Here is a 26,575-nt window from a genome sequence, read left to right on the forward strand (position 1 = left end):
GATGGAGCCAGATTAACGTCCGTCTGCTGTGCCACCACCCGTCGGGCGAACCAGTTTCGCATGCAGATTTTCACACCCGACCACCGGATTTGGGGCAGTCGATTTCCACTATTGGGGAAAGAGCCGAAGCGATTCCCCTTCCATGATGATCAGCCGTCCCCGAAGTATTGCTGTAGGAGCTTGTGCAGGGCCTGGCCTGGAACTCGCTCTGGTTGTCCAACCAGTCATGCACCTTGGCAGCCGCCATCCCTCAGCCATTGCCTATGAGTGTTTGCTCCGTGTGGTCGAAGGGACCCAGTTAGCTGCCCCCGCGCGCTTGATTGCAAGCGCGGAGGCTGATGGCTCGATTGTCGACCTTGATAGGTGGGTGGTCTCTCAAGCGGCTCGGATCGCTGGAGCGTTTCCGAATGTGCACCTCTGGGTGAACGCCTCGCAGATCTCCGTCAGCGATATCCGATTCATTGAGCACGCAATATCGGAGACACGGAGTCACATCCCGAATGACGTTCGAGATCACTGAATCCGCTGATGGAGATGCCTGCAAAATCGTTAAAGGTTTGGAGCGTCTCAACCTCAAGGCGATGCCTGTGATGCTGGATGACATGAGGGATGGATTCGCGAAGAGGCAACTCTTGATGAACCGCGCTGTGACCGGTTGCAAGCTGTCACGTCGGACCACACGAGACATCGCTGAGAGCCCTGCAGTCCGGGGTGAGGTAGAGAAGCTTGTGCGTGACTGCAGGGCGGCAGGGAAACGTGTGGTGCTCGAGGGGATCGAGGACGCAGCTGAGCTTGAAATTGCCAGGGCTCTGGAGATCGAATTTTGCCAAGGCTTCTACTTTGGCCGCCCGGCACTTCCAGAATACCTTTTCGGTTGAACATCCCGTACTTTAGGAGTTTACCTAACCGGCCGAGCCCGTCCCTCTCGGTCCTGGAAGGCAGACCGGGGATAGCCGATCTGGCTTACTTTCAGCTCTCAACCACGTCTTTGGAAGCGGAGGCTTTGTAAGAACAGGCAATGGTCAAGAGTACAGTCAAGGTGAGTCCCGCGAATTGCCAGTTACCTAAAGACTCATCACCTAGCAGAACAGGAACCATCTGTCCTACGGAAAGCATTCCGAATGCGAATACTCCCAGGTGATATGCAGTTTTTCTCATGTTGTTGCTCCTGTTCAGTTTTGAGCCTTGATCAAATCTTTGCTTTTTGGGTGCTGATCCACTTCAGGCCGGCATCATTGCTGCTTTGACTGCTGCAGCGAAATCCTCCAGCCCCTCGACCAGCGCCCAGCGCTCGACCAATGAGCGCACTGTAGGTTCACCACCCGCAGCTAACTCAAGGCCAGCGGTTTTCGCTGCTCGGAGTTGGGAATCACTGAGCTTTGTACCGCTTGCTGCCTCGAATACCCCCAAAATGCTGTCCGCGTCGCTGTGGAAGGATGATGCAAGATTCAGGACGCGGGGCTCGCCAGCATCCAGCTGGATTAGTTCGCCAGCTTTGAACAATTGCCAATACTCATCTTGGGAGCGCAACGGGGCGTTGGCCATCTGATCGAGCGCGTCAAGCAAGGGCTTGACCTGCTCAGTCTCGATGCCAAGAACTGCATTTTGCAGATCGCGCACATTCGCTCCTTCGGGCAGATCCTGGAGTATTGAAATCAAGGTCTGCCTCAGGCCCCCTTCAACCTTTACACCTGCCGAGCGTTCCAACAGCTGAACTATGAATTCGGTTCCGGAAGAAGCTGTGTTCAATGATTTAGTTACCATTAAATGCCCCTGCAACAAAGCTAATGCTTGCACAAACAAGTAGCACTGCCATTACGTAAACAAAAGGCCGTATGTTGCGGTGGAGAAATCTTACTGCCAGAAAGTAGCACGCAACCCCAGCTGGTAGTCCAATATACCCTAGGGAGTACAGCCATTCGCTGTGCATTATATGTGCGCGAAGCAATACGCCAAAGCCGCCTAATAGCATGCTGTAGCACAGCAGAGAATATATATTCTGTATCACAAAGCTCAAAAAGCTGATCCTTCCTTTGCTAGGTGCTTCGTTTTGATTGTTCATTTAACTCTAACTCCTTCGTCTTCCCTGCGTTTTTGTTGCCGATTTCCGTCCGACAAAACGACTTCTATTGTGCTTAAGGCAGGGGGCATCGCTTCTTGCGCCAATCGCTCCTGAGATTTCTTCACTTGGATTCTGCGATCGATCATAGATGGGAATTGCGAGGCTACCAGCATGAGAATTGCCACTGGTGTGAAGATTGACAGCACGACCCAACCACCTCCCATAGCGCCGCGTTTCTTTGGTGTACTTGGCTTGGTAGTAGCACTCATAGCTGCCCTTGAAAATTCCGAAGTGATTCAGGATAACGGTCATTGATGTGGTTTGTAGGCCAACAAGCTCGGCGTCCCTGCCTTGTAGTTATGACTCAGAGCTCGTTGATCCTTCCACGACGATCTGTGAATTCGCGTACTTCTTCTCGCGACACCTTATTGGCTGTTACCCACGCCATGGCTGTTTCCGCCATGTTCCGCCGCCCTTGGCGCTTCATCTCGTTCGCCAGCATAGGCAGCTTCTCCGGACCACCCTGCAGGATCTGACGCACAGCTCCAGTTACCTCGATCGACTCATAGATGGGAAGTGGAGCACGCTGCCCGTCCGAGAAGCGGAGCATGTGCTGCCAGAAGATTCCGCGCAGTGTCTGTGGGACAAGTCTTTCATACCGGGGATCAACCAGTGCCAGCATCCGGGTGTACGCATCGGGTGCGCTATCAGCGTGGATCGTCGCGAATACGGAGTGACCTGTCGATGCAGCGAGCAGAGCGGCGTTGGCCGTTTCAGGATCTCGGATCTCGCTGACCATGATGGTTTTTCTGTTCTGCCGGACACAGTCCCGGATGGCCTGCTCAAAGCTTTCTACGTGCTCTCCGACCTCTCGCTGAATGACGCCACCGCCTTCGAAGATGTACTCGATGGGGTCCTCACAGGTACCGAGCAACCCTCTTTCGAGAGGGTCCATATTCTCCAGCGCTGAGAACATGGTTGTGGATTTACCCGAACCCATCACGCCTGCGAATAGCGTCAAGCCAGCACCTTTCATGAGGGACTTAACGACGTTGTAATCGAGCTTCAGGTCCTTTTGGAAATTCAGCTTGCCCTGGAGTAGGCGGCGCATCGCGATTACCCAACCATCCATTGAGTTGGCCAGGTTGCAGCGGTAACGGTAACCATTAAAGGGGATCGTGAAGTCAGCAGATTTGCGCTTATTCCCCTTCCCTTTTTCCGCTAGCATTTTTTCATAGAAATCCTTCCAGATCGGCAGGATCTCCGGGCTGTGGACCTGGCCAAAGTTGTCGACCATCTCCATGGTGCGCTCGCTGAGTGTGATGTTCGTCGCTTCCTTGGCAAACGCTTCGGCGTCGAACTCCTTGGGTTTAAGCAGCATGGAATCTCCTAATACAGCGTGACGGGACCGCTCAACAGCGGCTCGATACCGTTGCGAGCAATAGCGTGCGCAACGAAGCGCTTCGCACCGAAGCATTCATCGTTGGGCTTATTGGGTTTGGCGAACTCCAACAGACATGCGTTCCGGAACTCGCAGTGCCGGCATTCGGGATTGTTGTTCCGCGTGCTCTGTCGCCGCATGTACAAGATCCTCTCCCGAGAGCAGAGGATGTCTCGGAACGTTGTCTCCGGCTCCAGAATGTTGCCGAAGGAGTGCATGTACTCCTTCCACCCATCCCGATAGTTGGGCAGTACAAACTTTCCATCAGGGAGTAGAAACAGGGTCTGCCCTGCCATGTTGCTAAGGTCGCTGCCGGCGGCGCGATTGACTGCAAAATGAGCCTCACCAATGCTTGGCATCTTCAGCCCCTGGACCTTGCCCCTGTACCAGTGGTTGAGCATCTCGATCATGAAGTCGTTGAAGGCAGTCATGGTTGGGGCGAAGCGATCGTATTGGCCAGGCCTGTCGTTCTGCTCGTTCAGCATGAAGGGCAACCAACCAGTCTCCTCGACTCCAAGTTCAGCAAGCAGATCCAGTGTCCGGGATGCGCCTTGTTCCAGCAGAGCAGAGTTGACCACGCTGATCGTGGCCACTTTCAAGCCGCGGCCTACTGCTTCACGTACCTTGGCCTCCCACTTACGCACGTAGTTGCTGGAGCGCATGTCTCCGTCGTAGGAGGTCTGAACATAGCCATTACAATGCTCATGCCAGATTGGCGCCCAAACATCGAGGTCTACACCAAGCATCGAGGTGAGCATCACATGCCGGACTTCATAGCCGGCCGATGCCGGCAGTTCCTCATCCATGATTCTTGAGTAGGCGAGAAAGTATTCAGGGCCCGCCGCGGTGGGCTCACCGCCGTAGTTGTAGGCGATGATCGTCCTGCGGGGCGGCTGCTGCTCCTCGAAGTAGGTGTGAATCTTCCTGCAAACCATCCTGAAGTCGTCGAGCGACATCAGAGTCTTGTCGCTGCGCTGTTCCTTGCTCAGGTAGCAGTGCTTGCAGTTGTAAGGGCAGTACAACGACGGCATCAAGGTGAAAACGAAATACCCGTTCTCAATTGTGTCCGTGAGGCCTTCAAATGGCTCACTTTGCGTTACGGGCAGCACGGATGGCCTCCTCGTTTACTACCAGGCGGTCACCGGCAGATTGCTCAAGCAGTTGTGCAATGCTCGGTGTCGGTTTGTGGCCAGGTTCCATGTTGATCTGCAACTGATGTGGGTTACGTTCGAGCGCCTGGTCCAGCGCTATCTCCTCAGGAGTGCGCTCACCTGAACCCGCTCCCGTTTTCTTTTCCAGGCTCACGAGTGTGTCAACGCTCAGCAAACGCTTCCCATACGAGAACAGCAGCTTTGCGAGAATCGGAAAGATCGAGAGAAAACTGGGCCCTTTGTCAGTGGTCATGGTCAGCCCACCGCAATGATGTTCTGAGGCAGCTGGTTTGCACCCTGCAATACGGACTTCGGTCGCACTCCCTCTTCCTCTACCAGGAAGCGAACCCTCTTGATGAAGGTCTTGAAGCCCGGGCACTCGTCCTGCTGATTCCACTGCTCGTGAAGAACGCCGCAGTTGGCCTGGCAAAGCATCCTCTCATCGCAAGCCCGGCAGGCAGCGGGAAGTCGCCTAGCATTGGCCACTTCTTTCAGGTAGCTCGGCGAGGTGAGGACGTCATGAATGGTATTGACGAATTCCACGGCCTTGGAACCGTCACCTTGAATCACCTCGCGCGTTTCAAAGATGTTCCCATGGCTGGTGTAATCGTTCGTACCGCCTTTCTCGATGCAGCTGATAGTCCGCCCATCGGAGTCGATATCAAGCGCACCATGGACAATCGGGCAAACCACGTCATCTAAACTCTCGCCGCGGTAGACAGCCTCCAACCAGGACTCACATGGGTTGATCCAGAGGTCGGTTATGTTTTCGCGATGCTTTAGGTACCAGTCAAGCGCCTCGATATAGAACTGAGCGGTCTCACGGTGCTTTGGTTGGATGAGCTTCGCATTGAGGTCGCCGTCACCTGACGGGATGAAGAACCCGAAGTGCATCTTGGTGAACCCAAGGTCGACCAGCTCCTCGATCATCGCAGCTGCTCCGGCTTGAACGACCGGCCGTACAAGTGCCGTGGTGACAGAGAAATCTTTCGGCCCCGAAACCCCCGGCATCTTGGATTCCGCCATCAGGGTAACCACGTTGCGCCGCCAGATTTCTTCCTGCTTACGCTTGTTGAATCTCGTTGACCGTTCGTAGCTGGTGGACACCTTATCGAACAGACGGGCCACCTCAAGGGCTTCTTGAGTCACCAAATTGGTGACAATAGAAAAGTCGACTGCCTGGGGGATGCCTCGCAGCAGAGCCTTGGCTTTCGGGAGCGCGGATTCGAAGAACCGAACCCCTAGCATTGAAGGCTCCCCGCCAATCACATGGATGTCCACGTGGTTGTAGCGCTGGGAGAAGTTGTGATCGGCTTGCATGTGCTCGACGATGCCCTTCACAACATGCAGGAATTCTTCTTCCGTCATGTCGGGGCTCTTGTCCTTTTTGTCCGAAAGGATGTAGCAGTGGGAGCAGCGCAGCTGGCAACGTCGAGTCACGTTTATTTGAAATAGAAAGCTGTTTCGCCCGGTTGCCCCGGACGATGAAATGCCTGGCTGCATTAGGTAATCCTCAGGGCGAGCGCTGTCCGTAGATCGTTGTGGCGGCCCTTCTCGGAAACGTCTGTAACGCTGACTCGAGCCTGCCCAACTCTTGAACAAGTTGATGCTTCTGGATGTAAAAATCGGGATGGGTGTGAGGTAAGGACCACTAGCCCAGTGCTTACGAATTCAAGCTCCCGATGATTGAACTGAATCGAGGGCAACCGAGCGGTGATGACCTTCCAGAATGGGTGAAGACCGGCCTGCTGCCTGATATCGGGTCTCAAAGGAAAGAGTAGATGCTTCCCTGGGGCACCGCGGCAAAACCCACGGTCACTCTGCAGCGCTGTGTCCTTGATAATTGAGACTCTACCCGTCTGCTTGCAGCCCTCACAGAGCGCGCCGATTGCTGATGCAATGCTTGCGACCTCGAAGCCCTTGCCGAAGCGTGATCCGAGTACCTCCGCCATTTCATCAGTCCAGGTGCTGAAGATGGCCAGGTTGTTTGCTGAGTAGTGAGGATTAGGCCACGATTCGATGTCGAGATTATCGGGGCTTATCAGTACCTCAAAACCGCATTCGGCCAGATGTAATGCCAGGGCTAGGCTGACCAGAACATCGTTCCCGACCACCAGGACCTCTGGGTGCAATGAGCCGTAGATGCCATCGAAACAGGCATCAATTACTCGCAGCAATCTCCCGCGCCAACTCAACTCCACAGGCGAAGTGATCAGGGCATCGTGGAATCTGAAACGGCGGAGTGATAGCTGATTTCTGCTCATCGGAGAGCTTCTCCGTAGCGTTTCCGTACAGTGCTCCGCATTACGTTCTCGCGATATCCGAACTGCCCAATGAGGGTGTACCTGGGCTTATCGGTGTTGATTGCGGTGACCTGGTGAACCCACCGCGGATTGGTGTTGATGCACCAAACAAGCGTCCCGTGATTCGGGGAAACCGAGGAGTGAACATGGATGTCCTTGGTGATGAACCCCATGTCGTCGATATCGCCTTCACCGAGTTGAAGCAGGCCCCCGTCCTCGGGGGTCCACAGCTCGTCGCTGAGATAGACCATGCAGATCAAGTGCATGGGGTCGTATGCGTCGTGATGCCATCCCATAGAGTCACCACGTCGTCCACGCTGCAGCATGACATTCACTCTGCTCCAATCCCCCATGTGTGCCCGGAAGTGCTCAAGGTCTGGGCTGCTGCCGAGATTCTCCATGAACGAGAGATACTCTGGCGGCACGTTCAAATTCTTCGAGGGGTCGTCGGACTCCCACTCTGCAATGTCAGGACTTCCAGGTTTGTCAGGAAGGAAAGTGTCCTGCTTGACCAAGCGAAGCAGCGCATCAGCTTGGTCCTTGGGAATCGAGCCTACACAGTGTCCAGTGCGGAACAAGTCATTCAGTACCACGGAAATTCCTCGGCTATGCAGAGGCCAGACTTGCCTTGAATAGGCCGTCTAGCTTGTGGTTGTGATGTCGGGTTTCGATGCGGTGGAGCCAGCCTCTAACCTCCTCCAGTCCGTGTTCCTGAATGCCGGCATCGATGCGTCTGAAAAGCGCCTTCCAACTCGCACAGTGCGCAGAGCGGCCATACATGCCGTTCCCTTGTTGGATCGATTCGAACATGCAGCCGCCCTGGCACTCCTTAACAAATGGACAGGCCTGGCAGTCGGCAGAGAGCCGCCCTGAACGGGCCGCCAGAGCTTCTAACAGTCCCGTATCGATCACACCGTCCAATGCATTGCCCACCCGAGATAACCCCGCGTCCGCCATTTCTTGGCACACGTGTAGGTCGCCATTCGGCTCCAAGCTGAGAGACCGCTGAGTGCAGTCCGCCTGGAATGCGCAGGCATGTGGCATCTGGTGGTTACCACCGGCTAAGGACGCCACGCGCGCGGTGGTGAGGTGGAAAAAGGGCTCCACGATAATCGGGTAGCGCATAAACCAGTCGTCGAAGGTCTCTAGGAGTGCCTTCATCGTCCGTTCTGCCCCTTGAAGGGCTTGGCCAGGCGTTCCTCCCTGAAACAGCGGACGAAGTGTCAGCATGCGGCCTTCTCGTGCGGCGAGCCGAGTCTGTTGCCTAGCAGAGTTCAAGCCTGACTGATCCAGGACGAAGACCGCGCCCGGGGTGCTCCGCTGGTTTCGAAGGTAATGGTCTGCCTCTTTCCAGATCAGCCGGTAGTTGTCCGCCGAGCCTTTCACTGTGCGCGCCTGGCTGAAATCGTCAACCGAGGTGCCAAGGCGGCCTTCGAACAGGTCGTATAGTCGACTAACTTTCTCCGGAGTGCCGATCAGGTTGCTCTGGGCACCATCCTGCATCTCTATTCCGTGTTGGGCGCACGCTTTCCGCAAATACCGAACGCACTCCTTCAACTCTTGGTAAGGAACGGTGAGGATTTCGCCCCCTATGTACTGGGCCGATAGGAACGTCGGCGCAGCCCCGATCTGGGGGAGTGCTCGGTTGAGGATGAAGTCAATTGACTTCATGAAAGCGGCAGGCGACATCCGCGACGAGGCATTCTCCATCCAGCTGCTGCAGTAGCTGCAGTCCGCGTTACATGACTTCGTCATCCGGATGTGCAAGGTGAAGGGCTGATGAATCATGCGGCGAGCTCCATGGCAGCCATTGCCTCCCGGCACATCAGCACCACTTCATCGAGATGCGCGCCCCCCAACAGCGCCCGAACTGGGCTCCCTGCGGCTAGGTCAGCGATGATGTTTTCAACCAGGCGCGCGAGCTTCCATTGCTGCCGGTACCGGATTTCGCTGATCACGCGCACTGGATCGAAAGTCAGGTACTGGTAATTGCCAAACAGGATGTGACGGAAAAGCTCCTCACCACCCTCCTCTGCAGCGTCTGCATACCAATTTTTCGGCGTGTCGATCTGCGCGCCGATCGCATCATAGAAGAACAAGCGTTCGGCCCAAGACTTCCCGAACAGGGCGCCTGGCATCATTTCTACGAGCCGGGGTCGGTCGAACTCATTGAAGAAGCTGTCGTAGGCGCCGGCGAAAGAATCCTCGATCAGGGGGACTTCCCGGCCGCGCTCAATGTTCGCGGTTGCAACCCGGAGCCGAAGCGCCCCTTCCCGCTTCCTGGCTTCCATCACTGCCAGGTACTTGGAGCGGTCGGTTTCAGCGCCAGCATTGGCCTTGGCCTGCAGCCATACCCGCTTTAGGCCAGGACAGTCTCCGTCGGCGATGATGCTGCGCAGGTTATGGTGAAGGTTCTTGTGCCACGCCCATCCACCGGAGCACACGACGGCAAACTCACAAGTGCCACACTCCTCGTAGGGCATGCTGTGGCGCACCAGCATCTCTGGGGCATTGTTGAAGATTGCCTTTTCCGCGAACCGCAGGTCCTGCACTGAGAGTGGTTCAGTTGGCTGTATCGCCTCGTCACCGGTGTAGCTGGAGTTGAAGGTCACCTCGCCGTTCTGTTCTACCTCGAGGTCGTAGCTGTCATTACCCGGGTAGTGGAAATGGGTCGCGGTAACAGACGCCGTCTCCATTTCCACCAACGGGCTGATGGTCACCCCGTCGGGCACCAACTCGCTCAGAGCAAGGATGTAGTCGGACACTTCGCCGTAGGTACAAGTCTTGTGAAAGTAACTCTTGCCGCTGCCTGCCGGGTAGAGCATGTCGCAGGTGATATCGGTGATTCCGCGGCTGACGAACTCTTCGACGATGAACTTAGGCCCGCGCTCAATTACGGCCTTGCTCATGGTGATGCAGAGGGTTTTGCGCTTGATGCCGGTGATGGCCTCTAGCGTTCTGAAGTATCTGGGGAGAAGCTTGTCGTCCTTCAGGAACCGATTGGTGTCAGGTTCCCATGGTACAAACACATCCAACCCGTAGCCATATCGGTGGCCCATCTCGTTGAGAAGGCTGATGTACCCTGGGTCCTTGAAAATCAGGTTGGTACACCAAATAAGGGCGGCCTCGGCGTTGTAGTCGCGCTCCCATCCGGCCATGACCTCCAGGGTCCAGGGCAGATTTCTTTCCCAGTAGGCCAGCGGCATCATAGTCAGCTCGCCGCCGAGCAATTCGATGTTGATCTTGGTGACTTTCCGGTCTGCCTTGAACAGAGCTTCGATGCTATCGAAGGTCTTCCGGTAGAGGCCCTCGTCCATCATGGCCTTATCCCGGAGCAGCTCTGGCTTCACGTAGCAGTGGGTACAGCCGAGGTTGCAGAGGCGAGTTGGTGCAATACAGACGTTGAGCATGTCCAGGGCGTTATGCACGGCACACCTCTCCAGAGGCAGAAATGAACACCAGTGCCGAGTCCTTTTGATCCCCAATGTCGGCGCCGACCACGTGCGGCACTCGAAGACGCCTGGCGTGCTGCATGAGATGAGACAGCGCAGAACCTTCGCGAACGACAAGCGCGCCTGCGCGCGCTATCAGCGGGAGATAGCTCATTTCCGCTCGGTCAATCAGCAGTGCGTCCCCTGGTTGGAACTCATCTTTGCTGGCCAGCCGCAGGCAGATGCCTTTAGCTGGTACTCCCCATACGAAGGCGTTTAGCCCTAGATCTCGGTCTTGACCTGCCAGTAGGTTGGCCAGCGGGAGAGGCCTGCTTTGCATTGCTACTGTTTCTAGCGCTGCCGCCCTGGAGTCAGTATCGGTACCAACTGAAACGTCTAGGGCTGACATGAGGGAGTTGACTGCCCCACGTTGCTCGATCTCGGCGAGCAATGGGCGCAAGCGCTTCAGTTCGTACATGACCTGCACCGCACTTTCATCCTTCAGCCAAGCCATTGGAGAGTCGGTAGCCTGTATAACGCCGCCGAGAAGATCGTCTCCGTCCAGACTCGACTTACCCTGGATAGCGAAGCCATTCAGCGAAAGGCATCCCATGCGCTCAAGCAGATCGGCCCGGGCGTCCGCCTCTGCCTCTTCCAATGCCGCGCCAAGTACAGTCGAGGATAGTGGCCGCGAAAAACCCTTGATGCGCGCCTTGATACGGAGTTCAGCTGCCAGAGTCGCCAACCGGTTGAATCGCCCGTACACGTCCCGAATTCGACCAAGGTCGTGGGTGACCGCTGCAATCAGCTGTTCGGTGTCGGCAGAGAGGTCGGGGAGCCATAAAGTGCGCTGCGCCAGTCGTTCCCGATGCTCTGTTTCGAAAGCTTCAATGATCGCCGCGGAGGGAAATGCAATGGTCGGGGACATCCGGGTGTAGTCAACTGCCGAGGAAATGTCCTGATAGAGCGACAACAATCCGCCAATGAAAGACTTGGCTTGAACCAGCCGGTACCTGCCTACGGTCAGTTGCTCCCCCTTGATTGCGCAAGCGGCGAGTACGGCAGCTTCCAGCTTGCCGGTGTGTGCTACTGGAGCAACGACGAAGCGGCGAGTGTTTTTGGATATACGGTGCTTGAGGCCTATTCTTCCGAGTTGGTCAGTGCTGACCTGCAGGATGGTCAGCTTCCCCGATACCGAGCGGGCCCACTCAATACTCGTGGCGCCCATAACTCGCTGCAGGCGCAGCAGCACCCGGCAGACAGCCCGGTCTCTTGGGTCGAGCCTGTTTACATCCCATATCGGTACTGCAAAACGCGACGTTGCCGCGGTGCCTGCCGTAACCTGGTCAGCATGGCCTCCTTCGCAAATGATCATGTGGTCATCGGCTTCGGTACCGAACATAGCCACCCCGAATGTTTGGCCTTGAATCCGGGGCTGAACGAAACACATACCCTCCTCTCCAGAGCGCTCTATCTCGGCAATGACCTGAGCGGCCGAGGCCCAGACCTGGTGCTCGCCGTCGGCGTATAGGGAGTCGTAGATTCCAATAGTCGTCGCCTCACAGCTCTCCGACCGTGCAGCAGAGCGAACAATAGTTGGCTTCATGCGTGCCCAGCGTGGGAGATGTCTACCCGTCGAATTGACCAGGGCAGGGGTGATGACGACGCCAGGCAGGACGTGGAAGCCATGCTCCGCAGCTTCGGCCAGTAAGCGAATCTTCTCTGGTAGGTCGGTAGGATGTACGCCCAATGGGACAGTGAACCGTCTTTTCCGATAGCGCCGGTGCGCCGTCCAGCAGAGAGCACTTAGAAGACCTGCCGTCAGTTGCACAGCGACAACCCAGTCCGTAGGCACGTCGGCTCGTACCCACTCTTCAAGGGTCCAGCTAGAAACCTGGAAGACGCCGAGTGCTGCAACCGCAACCAGCCCCTTAGCGGCCACCGTTGGAGTTGCGCAGAAGGCGATGGTCAACACTAGGGCCAGTAAGGCGCTGAACAGGAGATAGCCCTTTATGCCATCTCCCAGAAGGGAAACGGCCTTGAAGCCCGCCTCGCCAAGTTCATTGCGGGCCTTGGCCGAGAATTCGCGCCAACCGTCGTACAGGTCGGGATTCGACAGTCGCTCTCGGCTAAATAGCTCCGGCTCAGTGTTGATGCCCAGCCAGCCGGCCCCCTTTTCCGACAGGTATTCGCCGGCCAACAGTGAGTGGTAACTGCTGCGCCGGTCATAGCCCAGTCCGGCGTAAGTGGCAGTAGGGTCCAGCTTGGCCAACTCCTCGGCCATCTGGCCTCTGGCGACCTTTTCCATGTCGATGTGGACTGTCCCGCGGATGCGTTCGCGGGTAGTTGCCCAGTCTGCAGCTGGCTGGAAGTCCAGAAACACGACACGAGGCTTGCGTTCTAAGTAGGAAAACGTCTCCGAGTTGCCGAATAGTCGTTCGTCATTCTTGAAATGCCGGTAGTACGGTGGCTTTACCAGAAGCTCATCCTCAGTCGGAAGGATGAACTGAGGATCGAGGCCTCGGGACCTGAGGAGAGTTAGGATTACCCAGGTATTACCGGTGAAGTAACCTTCCGCCGCAGAGATCAGGATAGGCCGATCGCCGATGGTGGCGACGATGTTATCCAGACCGGCGAGGAAGGTTGGAAGATCCGAAATCATGTCGCCATGAAGCCAGCCGTCATGTTCAAACTGGTCCCGGGTTGTGTCACTTATGATCTGCAAGCCAGGTGTTGCGGCAATCACCTTTGGGAATTGGCTTGGCAGGATGGCCCGAGGGTCTTCCTCATTTGCAAGGTGCTTCCAGCCGTATGGATGCAGAGATTTAGTGCCACCGACCAGAAATCGAACCTCAATACCGAGTCGGGCCTTCAGAGCCTCTGAGATAGCAGCGGCCGAGCTTCCATACTGGTCGATAAGCACCACTGGCACCGACGATTCACGAATCAGCGCCAGCAATTTAGCTGGGCTTTTGCCGAGCTCTTTCGCCGACACTCCATTTCCGAAATCCTGGAAGAACGGTTCAGGCATTGGGTCAATTCGAACCGCGCGGATGGTGCGCTTGGCCAAACTGTCGATGAACTCTGCCGGGTCCATAGCCGTTGGCATCTGCGCCTGCTCATCCAGAGCAACTTCCCGAAACGGAATCTCGGTTATGCGTTCAGCCGGCGAACCTGAGTCGATGAAATTCGCATCCAACTGACTCGCCCGCTGATCATTGAGCACCAGCGCCAGCACGGCCAACCCAGCGGCGAATCCCAACGCCAGGCTTTTCACCTTGCCATGCTTGCCCGAACAGAATCGGAGGTACCCAAAGACGCCAGCGGCGATCAGTAGTGCAATTACCGTTGACGGTCCGCCGAGGAGCATTGCGCCACCGGCGATAACGACGGGGAAGGCTTGCGCGTTGCAGGACAGTCCCAGGGCACATGCGCCCAGAATCCAAGTCAGACGCATGTCATCCTCTCTTTTGTGATCTGCCAGTCCCTGATTGCCGCGTGCGCCTTTCGCGAAAAAGACACGGCCTGCAGGTGGATGCGTGACAGGTACTCGTAAGCATCCGGGGTCAGGAAATGGTCACGGCGCTGGTCCAAAGAGTCGGCAATGTCTGCAGGCACGGCGCAAGTCATCCCCCACATGATCAGGTCCTCGAACTTGAAGGACACTTCAAGCCCGCTGTTCCACCGTGGGAAACCGCCTACAACTTCAATTGGTAGGTCCATCCACCTGGCCAACTGCACGGCATCCAGGATGAAGCCAGACAGGTGGTGATCGGGCCGACGGCGAACAAAGTCCCAGATGAGGGCATCATCGATCCCAAGGGAGTGATAATTGCCGGCCAGCGAATGCGCGATGATGGAAGCTTCCTCGCCGAAGCGACTTAGTCCACCCTCGAAGACGACTTGTTTGCCCAGGCGATCGTAGAACCACAGCCGCTGCCGGACGGTGCAGCCGAAGAGCATTTCGGGTATCACCCGCACCACGACGGCAGATCTCACTGCATCAAAATAGCCTTCGTAGTCGTCGACATAATTGGTTTCGAAGAAGGCTGTGGCCTCGCCGGCAGCCGCCCGTGCGATAGCTCTGATCCTTCTCTCGCGGCGGGCATTGCCGTATCGCGTCACACCCACTTGATCGAAGCTGGTCTGAGCCTGCTTTTCCCATAGCTGGAAGAACCCTGGGCAACTGAACTCCCCTTCCGGAGCAGCCATGTACTTTCCGAGCACTTCAGGTGAGAGCTGCTTGTGAGGGTACCAACCGGAGTTGCAGGCCTGCAGGTAGGCACACCCTCGGCAGAAGTCATGCTCGTAGGACAGTTTTGCATCGAGCTCGCTGTTGTTCCCCCAAACCACCTTCAGCGCGGCATTCCGATCCCAAACATTCAGGTTGATGTATGGGCGCACCGCCTCAGTACCGGTTTGGTTCGGGTTCAGCGATAGCTCCCCGCGGTGATCCCAGTGGTACTCGTAGGCGTCGTTGAGTGTGTTCTGAGAACGGGAAAGTGTGCGGAGAGACTTCCTCATGTCGTCCAGATGGTCGACAGTCAGGCCGTAGGGAGCGCCAAGTTCAGTCAAATCCTCAATGAAACGGGCCACGTCACGGTAGTACGGCTGCGCTCGATCAAAGTAGGACCGGCCTGATCCCCACGGGAAGATCATGTCGCAGGTCACGTCGCTGATCCCGCGCTTCACGAAGGTGTCGATGATGTACTGCGGACCAAGGTCTATGAGGCCCTGCCCCATCACCAACACCAGGTTGAGCATGTTGCACTCGCCCAGCGCTTCGATTCGTTCAAGGTATTTGGGGAAGATGGCCATGTTTTTGCCGAACCGGCCACTCTCTGGTCCCTCGAAGGGGATCGCAATGTCCATTGCGGGATGCCCCTTGAACTGCCTAAGCAAATCCAGGTAGCGGTCATCCTTCCACATGAGATTCGAGCAGAAGGTGAACTCGGTAGGCGTGCCGGCAGCATTCAGGTCGGAAATACGGTCCAGAACCCAAGGTAAGTTCCGCTCCCAGAATTCGAAGGGCATCAGCGTCGCCTCCCCCCCCAGCACGTCTAAATGCAGATAGGTGACGGACTGGTCGAGATGGAATGCCTCGACGATAACCTCCACTTCGCGACGGAAGGTTGCCTCGTCTATGTATTCCTTGCGCCTGAGCAGGTCTGGTTGGATATAACAGTGCTTGCAGGCCAGGTTGCAATTGAGATTGGTCGAGATGGTGGTACTCATCATCTCGATCGACCGATTGCGTGGAAGGGCGTAGGGCAGAATGTTCATGCCCTAATAGTGGAAACCGAGTGCCCCTAATTTGGAAAAAGGGATGCTAAATCGGGTTCCGCATTTTGGTGGATCTCAGCGAGGCCTCGCGCTGGAGTTGCATCGATACGAGTTTGATCTCTGGCTCAGGGTGCTCACCTGCAGGGGGCCCCGCCGGCGAGGGATGGGAGAGCACCCAGCGCAGCAGTTGAGTATTGTGGCCGGCCAGAATGAGGTCCTTGTCCTTCACTTGCAGACCCTGGGCTAATAGAGAGGTTTCCTCCACGATTGCGGCCAACTGGTCATCTGGCGAGGTTCTCACCCACTCCCAGACCATCGCGGGGTCCAGCTGCAGAGCCGGGGTGTCCCCGTATACCAGGTGCTCAATCACCAGGCGTTTCAGATCGTTGGAAAGAATTCCAAAATCGTCACAGCTTAGGTTTATCGTTGCTCCTACAGCCTGGTACGCCCAGATTCGCTCCATGAGCGGTCTGCCGATTTGGGCTCCAGGGTTCAGAGCAACCCGAGCATTCTCCACCTGCTTTAGCCAGGCGTAAAAAGCCAAGCCTTGGCCGGCGATCTCGTCATGGACCTGTTTGGATGTGACGCTATCCGTCGGTGACTTGAGGATGGCACGCATAGCTTCATGGTGAGTGTTCATCCGTGTATCGAACTCCCCGAATCGATCCTTCACTTTCGACCAGAGGCGCTTGTAGCCAGGGCACTCAGCTGAGTCCCATGCTCGTACATCCTCCGGTTCGGCAATTCGATAGTGGTACCAGCCGCCCGCGCAGTAGGAGTGGAACTCACATTGGAAGCAGTAGTCGTGGTAGCGGGAGAGTTTGTTATCCAGCTCCGAGGTGTTGTCCGCAAGAACCTTGAACGCCCAATCCGGATCGTCGATGTAGATCCTGGTGTCACCGAGGGCGGCCTCCGAAGTGGTCTGTGAGGCATTGAAGCTGGTGAGGCCGTCTGGCTCAACCGCCAGGTCATAGCGGAAGTTGCCGATGCACTGATAGCTGGTGCCTCGGAACATGGCGCTCGTCATCTCGTCTGCCGGCGTGAAGGTGATGCCTTTAGGCGCTATCTCGAAGAGCCTGCACAGGTAGTCACTCATCTGGGCGAAGCTGATCATGTTCGGCTGCCAGAACGCCTTGCCTGAGCCGTAAGGGCTGATCATCTTGATGCTGAAGTCGGTGACACCCAGCGGCAGGAACTGTTCCAACAGATAGTCCGGCCCCAATTCGACCGTGGTCTTGGTGAGGATGACGTCGAGGATCTTTTGCCGCACCTTCAGGGCGCTGACAGTCTCGCGCCAGGCGGGCATCAGCTTATCTCGCTTACCGAAGCGGTTGGTTTCCGGCTCCCACGAGGTGTAAACGCACATTTCCGGCCAATCGCCGTACTGGTTGAACAGGTCGATGTAGTCGGCTCGCCTGCGCTGGTCAGAGAAAATGAGGTTGGATAGGACGTTGACCGAGCCCGGTGTCTTGAGTTGTGCGTTGAAGTCCCGGCATTGCTCTAGGGCGAACGGCAAATTTCGACGCCAGAACTCGACTGGCATCTTGGTGATCTCGCCGCCGATGATTTCCCACTCGACCTCCTCCAAACCGCGGTCCAGGGCTACGAGGTCTCGGACACGGTCGAAAATCCCCCTGAAAACCCCTTCCTCCATCTCGACGGGATTGGCCAACTCCGACGGATCGATGTAGCAGTGAGTGCACCGCCGATTGCACCATCGGGTAGCGGTGATGCTGATGTTGGCCTGATTCAACCGGGATTGTTTATGCACAGCGCATCTTCTCCAGTAGCAGGTCCCACATTCCCTTCCCACCCGCGCACTCCCCAGAGCCATCGGTGACTGGCACATGGGCGGGTCCGCCGGAGCAGTAGCTGAAATGAGGGCAGGACCTGCAAGGCAGGAGACGGCGCCGTTCGGCAATAACGCGGGCCAGGCGCCGGGGTGATGAGAGCAATTCGTCAAGAGGTGCGTCTTGGAGGTTTCCAAGGAACGTCCCTTCGAGATCGGAATAGAGGGGGTTTGTCGTTACAGATCCGTCCGGGTTCAGGGTCAGAAATCGATCTTCTGACAGGACGTTGAATTGGTTGTTGGCCTCGCCGGCTACCTGCTCCAGTGCGCCGATGGTAATCCCGGCGTCCCTAAGCTGCCGGCCATGGGTGGCTTCCAGCGTGTGAAGGAAGGTCCAAACGGCTGCATAGCTTGCGGTGAGCGGGAGCTCCGGCGCCGAGGATGCTTGGTAGATTGGCTCTGCCAGGAAGGTCCGGAAGTCAACAGAGATGTCGAACTCCCAGACCTTAGCCTTCGTGGAGAGCATAAGCTCCGCCAACGCGGTCGGGCCGCGCTTTATGGTCTCGGAATTGAGTTCGACGTTGACGGTACACACCACACCCGCATCCCAGAAGCGGTTCAGGCCAGTGAGGAAACGCCGGGTATACAGATCTTCTGAGCCCGATAGGCTGAACTTGTGCCCTAGGGCGAAGGTTGTCTCAACCTGGCCGTTGAAAGCCGAATGAGAGAGATCAATGAGCCAATTGGGGACAGAAAAGCAGTTGGTCACCATGGTCTGGGAAGCGTGTGGGAGTAGGCCTCGGGCCTGGTCCACGTACAACTGCATGCGACTAGGGCCCACGATCGTTGGCTCTCCACCTTCCCAGATCAGGGTCACCGGCCGGTCTGCCCAGAAATCGGATGTCAGGAAGGCTGCAAGCGTGTAGGTGGGGAGTCGCTCACCGGCGGCCCGGTTGGCCTCGGTTAAATAGCAGCGCTTACAGTCAACGTTGCACTGGCGAGTTACGTTGATGAACCCAACTGCTTCAGATTTTGCCATCACTCCCCCCTATCCCCCATCCCATTGAGATGAGGGACCGATCAGCCGACAGCGATAAGGCCGCTGGCGGGTGCAGGTACCGGTTTGGGTGCTGGAGGCGGAGGCGGGCTCACATGGTTTCCAGCCTCAAGAACTGCTCGAATCATGGAAAGAAACTCACCAGTGGCCAGCGCTGCAATCTTCGGCTCAACGTCCATCGCCACGGCTATGCGCGACGCAACGGAACCAGGTTGAACAGTTCCGTGATCGAGGTTGATGCGCTCTTGCACCTGCAGGGTGGACTCGACGCCTGCCCATGCCTGGTCCATCTCATCGATACCGAATGCTGCAGCAAATGCAGCCCCTAAGGCATTGGCGAGTTTGGCCTGGCGGGTATTCACCGGAGGGGTAGCCTGCCCCTCAACCGCGGGCTCATCCGGTGGTAGGTACTTATCCAATACCGTGTGGACTCCGTGCTTCAGCTCGTACAGCATGCCGGCAGCGTTGGACAGGCTAAGCCCCGTGGACTTACTCACCATCCGAATGAGATTGGGCAACGGTGTTCGTAGGTCGAGCTCTTCCTCCAGGATGCGCGCTCGGGAGTCACGGAACTGCGCTTGCTTGAGGTGAATTGCCTTGGCCACCTTTTCGAGGATCTCATTGAAAGCATCCTCAGTCCCAAAGTGCTCCATGATGACGTCGTGAATTACGACTTTCACGTACTCCATAACCACTTCAGGCATGCCTTCGGTGAATAAAGTATTCATCATCTCGTCGGTCGAGATGGATGCCGGAATGTGCCCTGCCGCCACACCGAAAAGGTATTCGAGGTAGCCATCGATTGGCGCGACACGGATGTTCGATTGAGGCGAGGCAAGCCACATCCTCCCGTAGGTACGGAGTACCTCGCAGTAGCGTTCCACTTTCTCGTCGACGACGGTGGTGTGCCCTGGCGGGAGCAGGTTGATGTTGAAGCCCGAGGATTCAGCGTGCATCAGCAATTCGTCGGGCGATACGGTGCAATCGTAAGGGATGTCGATCGACACCGAATTGAGACTGCCGGCAGCCAAGATCAAGCTGAAAGTGAAGTCGTCGCTGGGAAGGTCCGGTGAGTCTGGGTGACTCTGCGCACGCAAGCCCAAGTGACAGGCATCGCGAGGGATGCGCTTGAGAGTCGTGTCGCACTCTACGTTGAAGTACGATACATCCCGCTTGATCTCGTGTTCGGGCGAAGTCTGAAGATGGCTGGACTGTGCAAGGAAGATCCCTTCAAGGTCCGAAACTCTCATTCCAACTTGAACTGTCATGGAACCCCCAATCAGCGCCAGCCACGCGAGCCATGGCACGCGCCGTGGCAGGCACCATGACAAGCGTTATGGCAGTAACCCCAGTCGCCGATCCGGGTGGAGTCCATATCTTTTGCTGTGGCTGTGGCCGCCAGCAGCATGTTGTCGATACCGCCCACCATGTTGCCCACGACGATTTCGCTCAACACCTTCTGGTGTTGTTCAACCATAGGCTTGATCGGGTTCATCTCCAGGATGGCGCGCAGACGGGCGATTTCCTTATCTGCAGCGAGATCTTCAGTCGACTGCTCCACAGTGAACGACTTGTGAGTTTCGGCGTAAGCGCTGGCGGTCAAGGCGCTGACCGCGATTGCGACCATGACTCGATTGCCGGTGAACTGCTTCATCTTCCCCTCCATTTCTGCTTGCCCAAAGGGCCGATTCTTACCCAGCGATTGCTATCAACCCGGGGTTATCTCTGGTTGCGATGTGGTCATTCAGTAGCCTGAACGTCATGTATCCCCCTGCACACTCCTGGCTCTCGTCCATTCGGGGCGTGGCCATACAACCTGAGCTACAAATAGGCTTGAACTGGCAGGTAGAGCAGTCCATTTGACGCTCCTCTCGGGCAGTCTCAAGCTGGGTGTGCTCCACCACAGTCACGCCAACTGCGTTCCTGTTATCCCGCTCCGAGGTCAACGCAGTACAGGCGGAGTAATAGCCGTTCTGGTCGAACGTGTGAAAGCGAGTATCACAAGCGCCGGAGAGACACCCGTAACCTCCTCTCTCACCGCGGCGCAGCCTTTCCACGCTGGCGATAAGCCCATCCAGCGGAGAGATGTTCAGTTCCTGCCGACCTTCCCGCTGCTGAGTCATGAAGCGGCTGTAGGCCATGGCAAAGCGACCAATCCACATGCTGTATTCGCGGTTCGTGACTCCGAGCCAATCCCAGTTGGTTATCGCATATCCAGTTCTGGTCAGCCTCTCAAAGTGGGCCAGGGAAATTCCGCGCTCGAGAAGGAAGTCAATGAGGTCAGTTGGGTTCCTGAACCTGTTGATCAGTGGTTTGGTCACCGTGATGACCATGTACGGTGTCAGCTGAAGGCTTTGGAGTGCCTGAATGTTGGCCCAGAACTTATTTTCGAACTGCTCGTTCGATTCGGGACGTCCAGCCCTTATAAGGCGTATCTCCGGGTCCCAGGACACCCCGACAATGCCATCAAAGAACTCGTGATAGATCTCAGCCCAACGTAGGTCGAAGGTCATCAAGTTCGTCTGAAGCGAGAAACGCACGTCGAACTCGGACAGTTCAGTCTTCAAAAACACAACTGACTTGCGCATGAACTCCTGACCAACCAGCGTTGGCTCCCCCCCGTGGAGTTGGAACAGCAGGACCTGGCCTGGTCGAGCAAAAGAACGGACCTTCGCCGGAATCTGCTCGATATTGTTCCAGTCCATCCGCTTCGGATTGTTGGGGATGAAACAGTGTTGGCAGTGGAGATTGCATGCCTCGATGAGCCGCACATAGATCATGTGATCGAAGTCGGGTGCACCCTTGCTCATGCGATGCGCTCCAGCCCGATGGTGTACGGGTCAAAGGGCAGCGCGCCTGCCGCGGACAGGTAGCCGGTAGCAAATCGGCGTCCCTCTTCGTTGGCAACGAACTCTTTGACTTTCGCTAGGTGTGATCGATAGCCGGCACACTCCCCTGCACCGGTATGAACCTGGTGATCAGTGATTGGGCAGCCGCTCTTGCACCATGAACGGAACTCGCACTTACGGCAGTGATTCTCGATGTGGTCGATGTGCTGAACCTTGATCCAGCCCAATCGCTCAGGGCTGGACTGGAAGGCATCGATGCCATCCTGGACCTTTGGCCAAAGGTCCGTCTCGTACTCCATCCGATCCGGGCAGGTGTTGAGCGCCCCGTCAGGATTAATCACTAGAAAGTCGCGCTGGCAGGTTCCGCCCCAGCGCTCGCCGGGTTGGTTGTGCAATACCCCACCAATGGCCGCTGCCACGGCATTGTTCGTTACGCAGGAACCGGTCCGTCGCAAGTCCTCTATCGACACATCGAACAGGTCGCTCAGAAAATCGCTGTGTTCCTTGTTGCTTGGGCGGTCTCCGTCGGCCCCGTAGGGGTTGTACCGCTCGATGTTGAAATGGGTGAACCCGTGTTCTTTGAACCACCCATAGATCTCCGCTACTCGACCAAGCTCATTGCGCGTCGGCACCATGATTGGGCCCACGTGAAGACTATGGGAGCGGGCCAGGTGGACCTTCTCCAGCCAAAGATCGATGTACTTGTTATTGGAGCCCTGTATGGTGCGGCCGCTGAAGTCGATAGAGGAGCCGACGAAGCCATCACACCGCTCCTGCAAGAATGGGATGTGTGAACTGCGCAGTGGAATGAGCGAGGTCTGGATGGCTTCCTGAATTTCAATACCGGAGAGGCCGCGCCGCACCTTGTCCGAGAGATCCATGAGTACCCCGGCACTCATACTTAGCGGCTCGCCTCCGTGGTACAGGATGGAGACTCGGTCGTGCCCCTCCCGTTCGGCCAGGTTGCGGATCAGATCCAAGCTGTCCTGGAGGGTAGCCTCCGACATACGGGACTTATTGGCCCGCACATCCTCTGGGAGGTAGCAGAAGTCGCAACCTACGTTGCAGAAGTTTGTTGGCTTGAGATAGACCTGAAGCATCAGTTCGCCCACCCGTATGCGGAGAGTCGCGCGCGGGCGCTCTCGGGAGTGATGCCGAGCTTGTAGAGAATACGGTCAGCCTCACCAGTCACAACCGACTGCTTGAGTCGATTGAAAACCATCTTCCAGCTCTGGCAATAGCCGAACTTGCCCCCCATCCCTCTTTCGAAGAGCACGGCATCGCGGGCACAGCCGCCCTCGCATTCGGTGAAATGCGGGCATGTCTTGCAGTCTGGCGGAAGGTTGACTGCTCGCCCCATGATTTCTCGGGAGGCAGGTGATGCGGCCAGCGCGGGAGCGATGTCGGCACCAGAGTAGAACTTGACCTCAACTGGTTTCGCTTCCTGCACCTCACCGGTAAGGATGTTACCGAAGCGAAAGCGCTTGTCGCCGAAATCGCTGAATTCGCTACAGTTGTACACCGAGCCATCAGGATCGATGGTCAGGAACCGACCTCCACAGGACTTCGTCCAGGGGCACAGCATGCTCTTGTAGCCAGCCACCTTCTGCAGCATCAAGTCCAGCGGCGTAATGCGGAATACCGGGACTTCATCAATCCAGCGATCGTAGAGATCTACAAGCATCTGTCCATAAGTCGTTGGGGCAATGAGCATACCCGCCTCCCTGGCACGACCGGCGGGGTAGGCGTAGTTGAACCGGATGTCGAATCCTGCTGAGCCATATGAGAGGGCTCGCTCATACATGTCCATCGCGGCCGTAGCCGCCCCTTCATCGTAAACTCCGATTACGAGCGGTCGAAAGTCGTCGGCGATTACCTGGTCCATTGCTCGCCAGAACAGACGGTCATACGTCTCAGCGGAGCCTTTTACCGTGCGGTATTTCTTGTAAGGGTCGAAACTTGTAGATACCCGGCCCTCAAAGATTTCCGAGAACACTCGCTTCCATCGTTCAGACTTGTACCCCAGAAGGTTGGTTTGGATTGCAAAGTGCACACCACCATGCTGGGCCAATGCGTACTCAGCGCAGGCTTCGAAGAAATCAGGGCCCATGAGCATCGGCTCACCGCCATGCCAGATCCAGTCGATGTTTGGCGTGAACGACGGCTGCAGGCGATCGAACATCCGCTTGAAATCATCAAGCGACCAACTGTCCGCGCCGTCAGGAGGCGCAGAGCAGTAGGTGCAGTCCGCGTTGCAGTTTTTGGTTGGCTTAGCAATAACGACTGAATATGGCATTAGGGGTAATAGCAGTAGACGTCGACAAGCGACTGAAGGTTGTTCCGCTCTACCTCAGAGCCAATGATATTGGTCGAAACGATCCAGTAGCTGCCGTAGTCGAGGAGCCGGTACTCGAAGCCGAAGGCTCCGTGGTTTACCTCTCCCTCCTGCCAGCCACCACGCATTGTTCCTGGGCGCAGAGATGCCCTTGCAGATCCTCCGCCCGGGCACGCAGGCTTTATAACTCCGTCGCTGTGTCGGACAAGGTAGGTTCCCTTCTGCACGAAATTCGGCAGCAGATCGATGAGGTTGGCGTTCCCCCGTTGACGAAGGGTTACGTTTTCAACCGAAAGGTTGGTCCCATTCTCGATGGCCACCTCGCCGCCATAGGGCGTGCTGAGGATCAAGCGCCCAGCATCCGTTCTTACTCGAGCATCCGCACCACCGTTGTTCAGATACATGTTCGAAACTTCATTGATCGAATTTCCCCCAAGCAACAACGGGGTGCGCATCCGATTCATCTCAGGGTCACCGGTGTAGACTCGAGAAAGCTTAGAGTTCAGTGCGGGCTCACTGCCTGGAATCCCGATCGTTGAACGAATGGTGTATGTCGCTGCATTGCTGATTACTGTCCCAGGCAGGTTGTTCGCGACTACACCATCCCAGTCTTGAGCAATGCTTTGGGTGATCGAGAACGTGTTTGCATTGCAAGCTGGGGTAACTGCCTGGTTGTACTTGTTGGTTGCGCTGATGCCGGCAAGTGTTGGTGGTGAGGTGCTCTCAAGCACGCTCTTGGCATTTGCACAGCTGCTTGCTTGGCCTGGCCACGAGCCATTCTGCATGCGGTATGAGCGCGCAGCGTCCAGAAAAGACTGAGTTTCCTGCGCAGTCAGGATTGCACGCTTCTGGTTGAGCTGCTCCATGTACCTGGGTGTGGCATAGACAGCAATCATCGCCATCACGGCCAGCACAATCGCCAATTCAATCAGCGTGAAGCCTCCCATCGAGGCCTGGAAATTAGCGCGTCGTTTCTTCATGGAGGATTCGCTTCTGATAAGACACCCAGGCGGAAGAGGAGCTCTGCGCCGGCCTGGTTGTGATGATAATCCGGGTGTTTGCCCCGACGTTTTCAGTGGTATATCCACCGTAGTTGTCTTCCTTGAAAGGCAGATCTACGGCGACGTAGCAGCGCTGTGAGTCGAATTTGACGAGGATGTTTGAGCCAAGCGGGTTGGTAGCTGGCAAGCGGTAATCGGCAGTCAACAGGTTCTGAAGATCCGCTGTTTTCGACCAGTTGGTAAGAGATCCATAAGTATGGGTGACCTTTAGGTTCGCCCCGACGGTCGAGGACACGGCTTTTGTCCTTGCGATCTCGCAGACAGGAATCAGGTTCCTGGCCTGCTCAATCGAGGAATTGATTTTTCCCTGCTGATACTTCTCCATTGCGCCTGGAAGGAGCGCAACCGTCATGACTGCGACGATTGCCAAGCAGACGGCCAGCTCGATGAGGGTGAAGCCGCGGGAACGAACCATAGCCACAGTCACCGCATGGCCGACGCAAGGTTAATGATGGGCAGGTAAAAGCCGATTGCGAACATCATGATGGTCAGGAGCATCATCGAAAATCCGATGACCGATGACATCTGGGCCACCTTCTCCGAGTGCCGAAGGTAGTAGGCCTTTAGAGCATCAGCCATATTGCTCAGCACGTTGTCGCGCCCAGCTGGTGACTGGTTGTCGAAACCCTGGAGGTTCTGAGTAATCAGTGGTGGCCACTCGGGGTTGTCGAAAACATCGGATAGCTCACGGCCTTCGACGAGGCGCGCGTGAGCTTCTTGATAGAGAGAATGTGCACGGCCCCGAGAGCGTTGCATCATGAACTTGAAACTTTGGGGATTGGTAAAGCCACTGCTGAGCAGTAGCTGATAAGTCTGAACAAACTCCAGGCCCATCCGCACCTTGTTCCGCTCATTGAGGAACGAGAAACCTGGCAGGTTCCTCACCATTTCCCATACCCGAGCCCGAAACACATAGATCCCGGCAGCGATTCCAAGCAGGACGTACAGGTACTCGGTGTAGACCGTGTGCAGAAGCAAGATCAGCTGGCTCAGGGAGTTGAGCTGGAGGTCGAGGCGCTGTACATGGATAAAGTCGTGGATAGTTCCCCCTGCCCATAGCGGAATGCCGATGATGAAGCCCAGACCAAAGCATGCGTTGATCATGGCTTTCTTCATAAGAGCAGAGAACTCTTTCTTCGCTGCCAGACGTTCTGCAATTGCTTTAGATGCCCTGTTCAGAGCATCAGGCAATCGCCCTGTCTTGTCCCCCGCTTCAGCCAGGAGGACTGCGGTTTCGTCGAATCGAAGAAGGGACAGGTACTCTTTGGGGGTTTGACAGGCGTCGATTTGAGCAAATGTGATCTTCAGTGCTTTGTAGTTCACTGATTCCTGAACCGCCTTGCCGAAGGTCTTCCCCGAAGAAATTTTCGAAGCAATGGCAGACAACATGAGGACCTGCTCGACAAGGGGAAACTTCTTGTCGAACAAGGCCGATTTGATACCCCCGAGGTGGTCTACAGCAACGCTATGGATGACCGACTCGGGGATGCCGGACATGGCAATGGCCTGCTCTTTGGTTTCTGCCTCAACACCGACGGAAACCACACCACCCGATTCACCTAGATACTTCAGTTGGTAGTAGGCCATGGCCAATCCCTTAGTTGCAGCGGTACGCCACGGTCACTTTGGTGTTACCGGTTGCGGTTGCGGAGTTCTTCACGATGTTGTTGCTCTGGTTCAGAGCGGATGCCAGGTCGGCAGCGGCGCTGGTGTCGGTGCTGTCGATGGTGTAGCTGATGGTCACCTGGTTGCTGGTGACAGCATCAACGGTCCAGGCTGTGTTCCAGACAGTCAGATCGGGCAGACCGCGTTC

The 26,575-nt window shown here is 56.4% G+C and carries 21 protein-coding genes and 2 pseudogenes; 1 reads left to right on the forward strand and 22 read right to left on the reverse strand.

Annotated elements, in window-relative coordinates; all coding sequences use genetic code 11:
* The first annotated feature begins 226 nt into the window (after positions 1-226).
* Positions 227-878: pseudogene (locus RN02_RS17375) on the forward strand (EAL domain-containing protein).
* Positions 879-1,221: 343 nt separating this feature from the next.
* On the opposite strand, the gene RN02_RS17380 reads toward RN02_RS17375, so the two are convergent.
* The 22 genes and pseudogenes from RN02_RS17380 to RN02_RS17480 all read right to left on the reverse strand — a co-directional run.
* Positions 1,222-1,803, reverse strand: a complete 582-nt coding sequence (locus tag RN02_RS17380) for a hypothetical protein (RefSeq protein WP_126152502.1) — start codon at positions 1,801-1,803, stop codon at positions 1,222-1,224.
* 623 nt (positions 1,804-2,426) lie between these two features.
* Positions 2,427-3,443, reverse strand: coding sequence for an ATPase, T2SS/T4P/T4SS family (locus RN02_RS17385; protein ID WP_010792542.1), 1,017 nt, complete (start codon positions 3,441-3,443; stop codon positions 2,427-2,429).
* A gap of 8 nt (positions 3,444-3,451) precedes the next feature.
* Positions 3,452-4,612 carry a transcriptional regulator gene (locus tag RN02_RS17390; RefSeq protein ID WP_021018425.1) on the reverse strand — a complete coding sequence of 387 codons (1,161 nt, stop codon included), beginning with the start codon at positions 4,610-4,612 and terminating at the stop codon, positions 3,452-3,454.
* Positions 4,590-4,907: a hypothetical protein gene (locus RN02_RS17395; protein ID WP_010792544.1), complete on the reverse strand. Its 318-nt coding sequence runs from the start codon at positions 4,905-4,907 to the stop codon at positions 4,590-4,592. The genes RN02_RS17390 and RN02_RS17395 overlap by 23 nt, the downstream gene beginning before the upstream one ends.
* Positions 4,908-4,909: 2 nt before the next feature.
* Positions 4,910-6,022 (reverse strand): hypothetical protein, encoded by a 1,113-nt coding sequence (locus RN02_RS17400; RefSeq protein WP_043315467.1) that lies wholly within the window; start codon positions 6,020-6,022, stop codon positions 4,910-4,912.
* Between the two features lie 134 nt (positions 6,023-6,156).
* Positions 6,157-6,918 carry a hypothetical protein gene (locus RN02_RS32420; RefSeq protein WP_010792546.1) on the reverse strand — a complete coding sequence of 254 codons (762 nt, stop codon included), beginning with the start codon at positions 6,916-6,918 and terminating at the stop codon, positions 6,157-6,159.
* Positions 6,915-7,550, reverse strand: a complete 636-nt coding sequence (locus RN02_RS17405) for a 2OG-Fe(II) oxygenase (protein WP_010792547.1) — start codon at positions 7,548-7,550, stop codon at positions 6,915-6,917. The genes RN02_RS32420 and RN02_RS17405 overlap by 4 nt, the downstream gene beginning before the upstream one ends.
* Before the next feature lie 13 nt (positions 7,551-7,563).
* Positions 7,564-8,745 (reverse strand): SPASM domain-containing protein, encoded by a 1,182-nt coding sequence (locus RN02_RS17410; RefSeq protein ID WP_010792548.1) that lies wholly within the window; start codon positions 8,743-8,745, stop codon positions 7,564-7,566.
* A complete protein-coding gene (locus RN02_RS17415) occupies positions 8,742-10,385 on the reverse strand; it encodes a radical SAM protein (protein ID WP_010792549.1) in 1,644 nt (547 codons plus the stop codon). The genes RN02_RS17410 and RN02_RS17415 overlap by 4 nt, the downstream gene beginning before the upstream one ends.
* Positions 10,378-13,845 (reverse strand): PEP-utilizing enzyme, encoded by a 3,468-nt coding sequence (locus tag RN02_RS17420; RefSeq protein WP_043315470.1) that lies wholly within the window; start codon positions 13,843-13,845, stop codon positions 10,378-10,380. Before RN02_RS17420 ends, RN02_RS17415 begins: the two co-directional genes overlap by 8 nt.
* A complete protein-coding gene (locus RN02_RS17425; RefSeq protein ID WP_010792551.1) occupies positions 13,836-15,671 on the reverse strand; it encodes a radical SAM protein in 1,836 nt (611 codons plus the stop codon). The genes RN02_RS17420 and RN02_RS17425 overlap by 10 nt, the downstream gene beginning before the upstream one ends.
* A gap of 46 nt (positions 15,672-15,717) precedes the next feature.
* The gene (locus tag RN02_RS17430) at positions 15,718-17,442 is read right to left on the reverse strand and encodes a radical SAM protein (RefSeq protein WP_010792552.1); all 1,725 of its coding nucleotides are present in this window, start codon (positions 17,440-17,442) and stop codon (positions 15,718-15,720) included.
* Positions 17,435-18,499 carry a radical SAM/SPASM domain-containing protein gene (locus RN02_RS17435; RefSeq protein WP_010792553.1) on the reverse strand — a complete coding sequence of 355 codons (1,065 nt, stop codon included), beginning with the start codon at positions 18,497-18,499 and terminating at the stop codon, positions 17,435-17,437. Before RN02_RS17435 ends, RN02_RS17430 begins: the two co-directional genes overlap by 8 nt.
* Before the next feature lie 41 nt (positions 18,500-18,540).
* On the reverse strand, positions 18,541-19,785 hold the full coding sequence (locus tag RN02_RS17440; protein WP_010792554.1) for a hypothetical protein: 1,245 nt from the start codon (positions 19,783-19,785) through the stop codon (positions 18,541-18,543).
* An 11-nt stretch (positions 19,786-19,796) separates the two neighbouring features.
* Positions 19,797-20,171 (reverse strand): hypothetical protein, encoded by a 375-nt coding sequence (locus RN02_RS17445; protein WP_010792555.1) that lies wholly within the window; start codon positions 20,169-20,171, stop codon positions 19,797-19,799.
* 37 nt (positions 20,172-20,208) lie between these two features.
* Positions 20,209-21,327 (reverse strand): radical SAM protein, encoded by a 1,119-nt coding sequence (locus RN02_RS17450; RefSeq protein WP_010792556.1) that lies wholly within the window; start codon positions 21,325-21,327, stop codon positions 20,209-20,211.
* Positions 21,324-22,466, reverse strand: coding sequence for a radical SAM/SPASM domain-containing protein (locus tag RN02_RS17455; protein WP_010792557.1), 1,143 nt, complete (start codon positions 22,464-22,466; stop codon positions 21,324-21,326). Before RN02_RS17455 ends, RN02_RS17450 begins: the two co-directional genes overlap by 4 nt.
* On the reverse strand, positions 22,466-23,548 hold the full coding sequence (locus RN02_RS17460) for a radical SAM protein (RefSeq protein ID WP_034000311.1): 1,083 nt from the start codon (positions 23,546-23,548) through the stop codon (positions 22,466-22,468). The genes RN02_RS17455 and RN02_RS17460 overlap by 1 nt, the downstream gene beginning before the upstream one ends.
* Positions 23,549-23,661: 113 nt before the next feature.
* Positions 23,662-24,681, reverse strand: coding sequence for a type II secretion system protein (locus RN02_RS17465; protein ID WP_019484910.1), 1,020 nt, complete (start codon positions 24,679-24,681; stop codon positions 23,662-23,664).
* Complete coding sequence (locus RN02_RS17470; RefSeq protein WP_010792560.1) at positions 24,662-25,177, reverse strand: type II secretion system protein; 516 nt, start codon at positions 25,175-25,177, stop codon at positions 24,662-24,664. The genes RN02_RS17465 and RN02_RS17470 overlap by 20 nt, the downstream gene beginning before the upstream one ends.
* 8 nt (positions 25,178-25,185) lie before the next feature.
* A complete protein-coding gene (locus tag RN02_RS17475; RefSeq protein WP_010792561.1) occupies positions 25,186-26,349 on the reverse strand; it encodes a type II secretion system F family protein in 1,164 nt (387 codons plus the stop codon).
* Positions 26,350-26,359: 10 nt separating this feature from the next.
* Positions 26,360-26,575, reverse strand: a pseudogene (locus RN02_RS17480) (type II secretion system protein); the annotation flags it as partial.

Origin of the sequence: Pseudomonas sp. PI1 (genome assembly GCF_000812405.1) — a bacterium.
In the GTDB taxonomy this organism is placed as follows: domain Bacteria; phylum Pseudomonadota; class Gammaproteobacteria; order Pseudomonadales; family Pseudomonadaceae; genus Pseudomonas; species Pseudomonas citronellolis.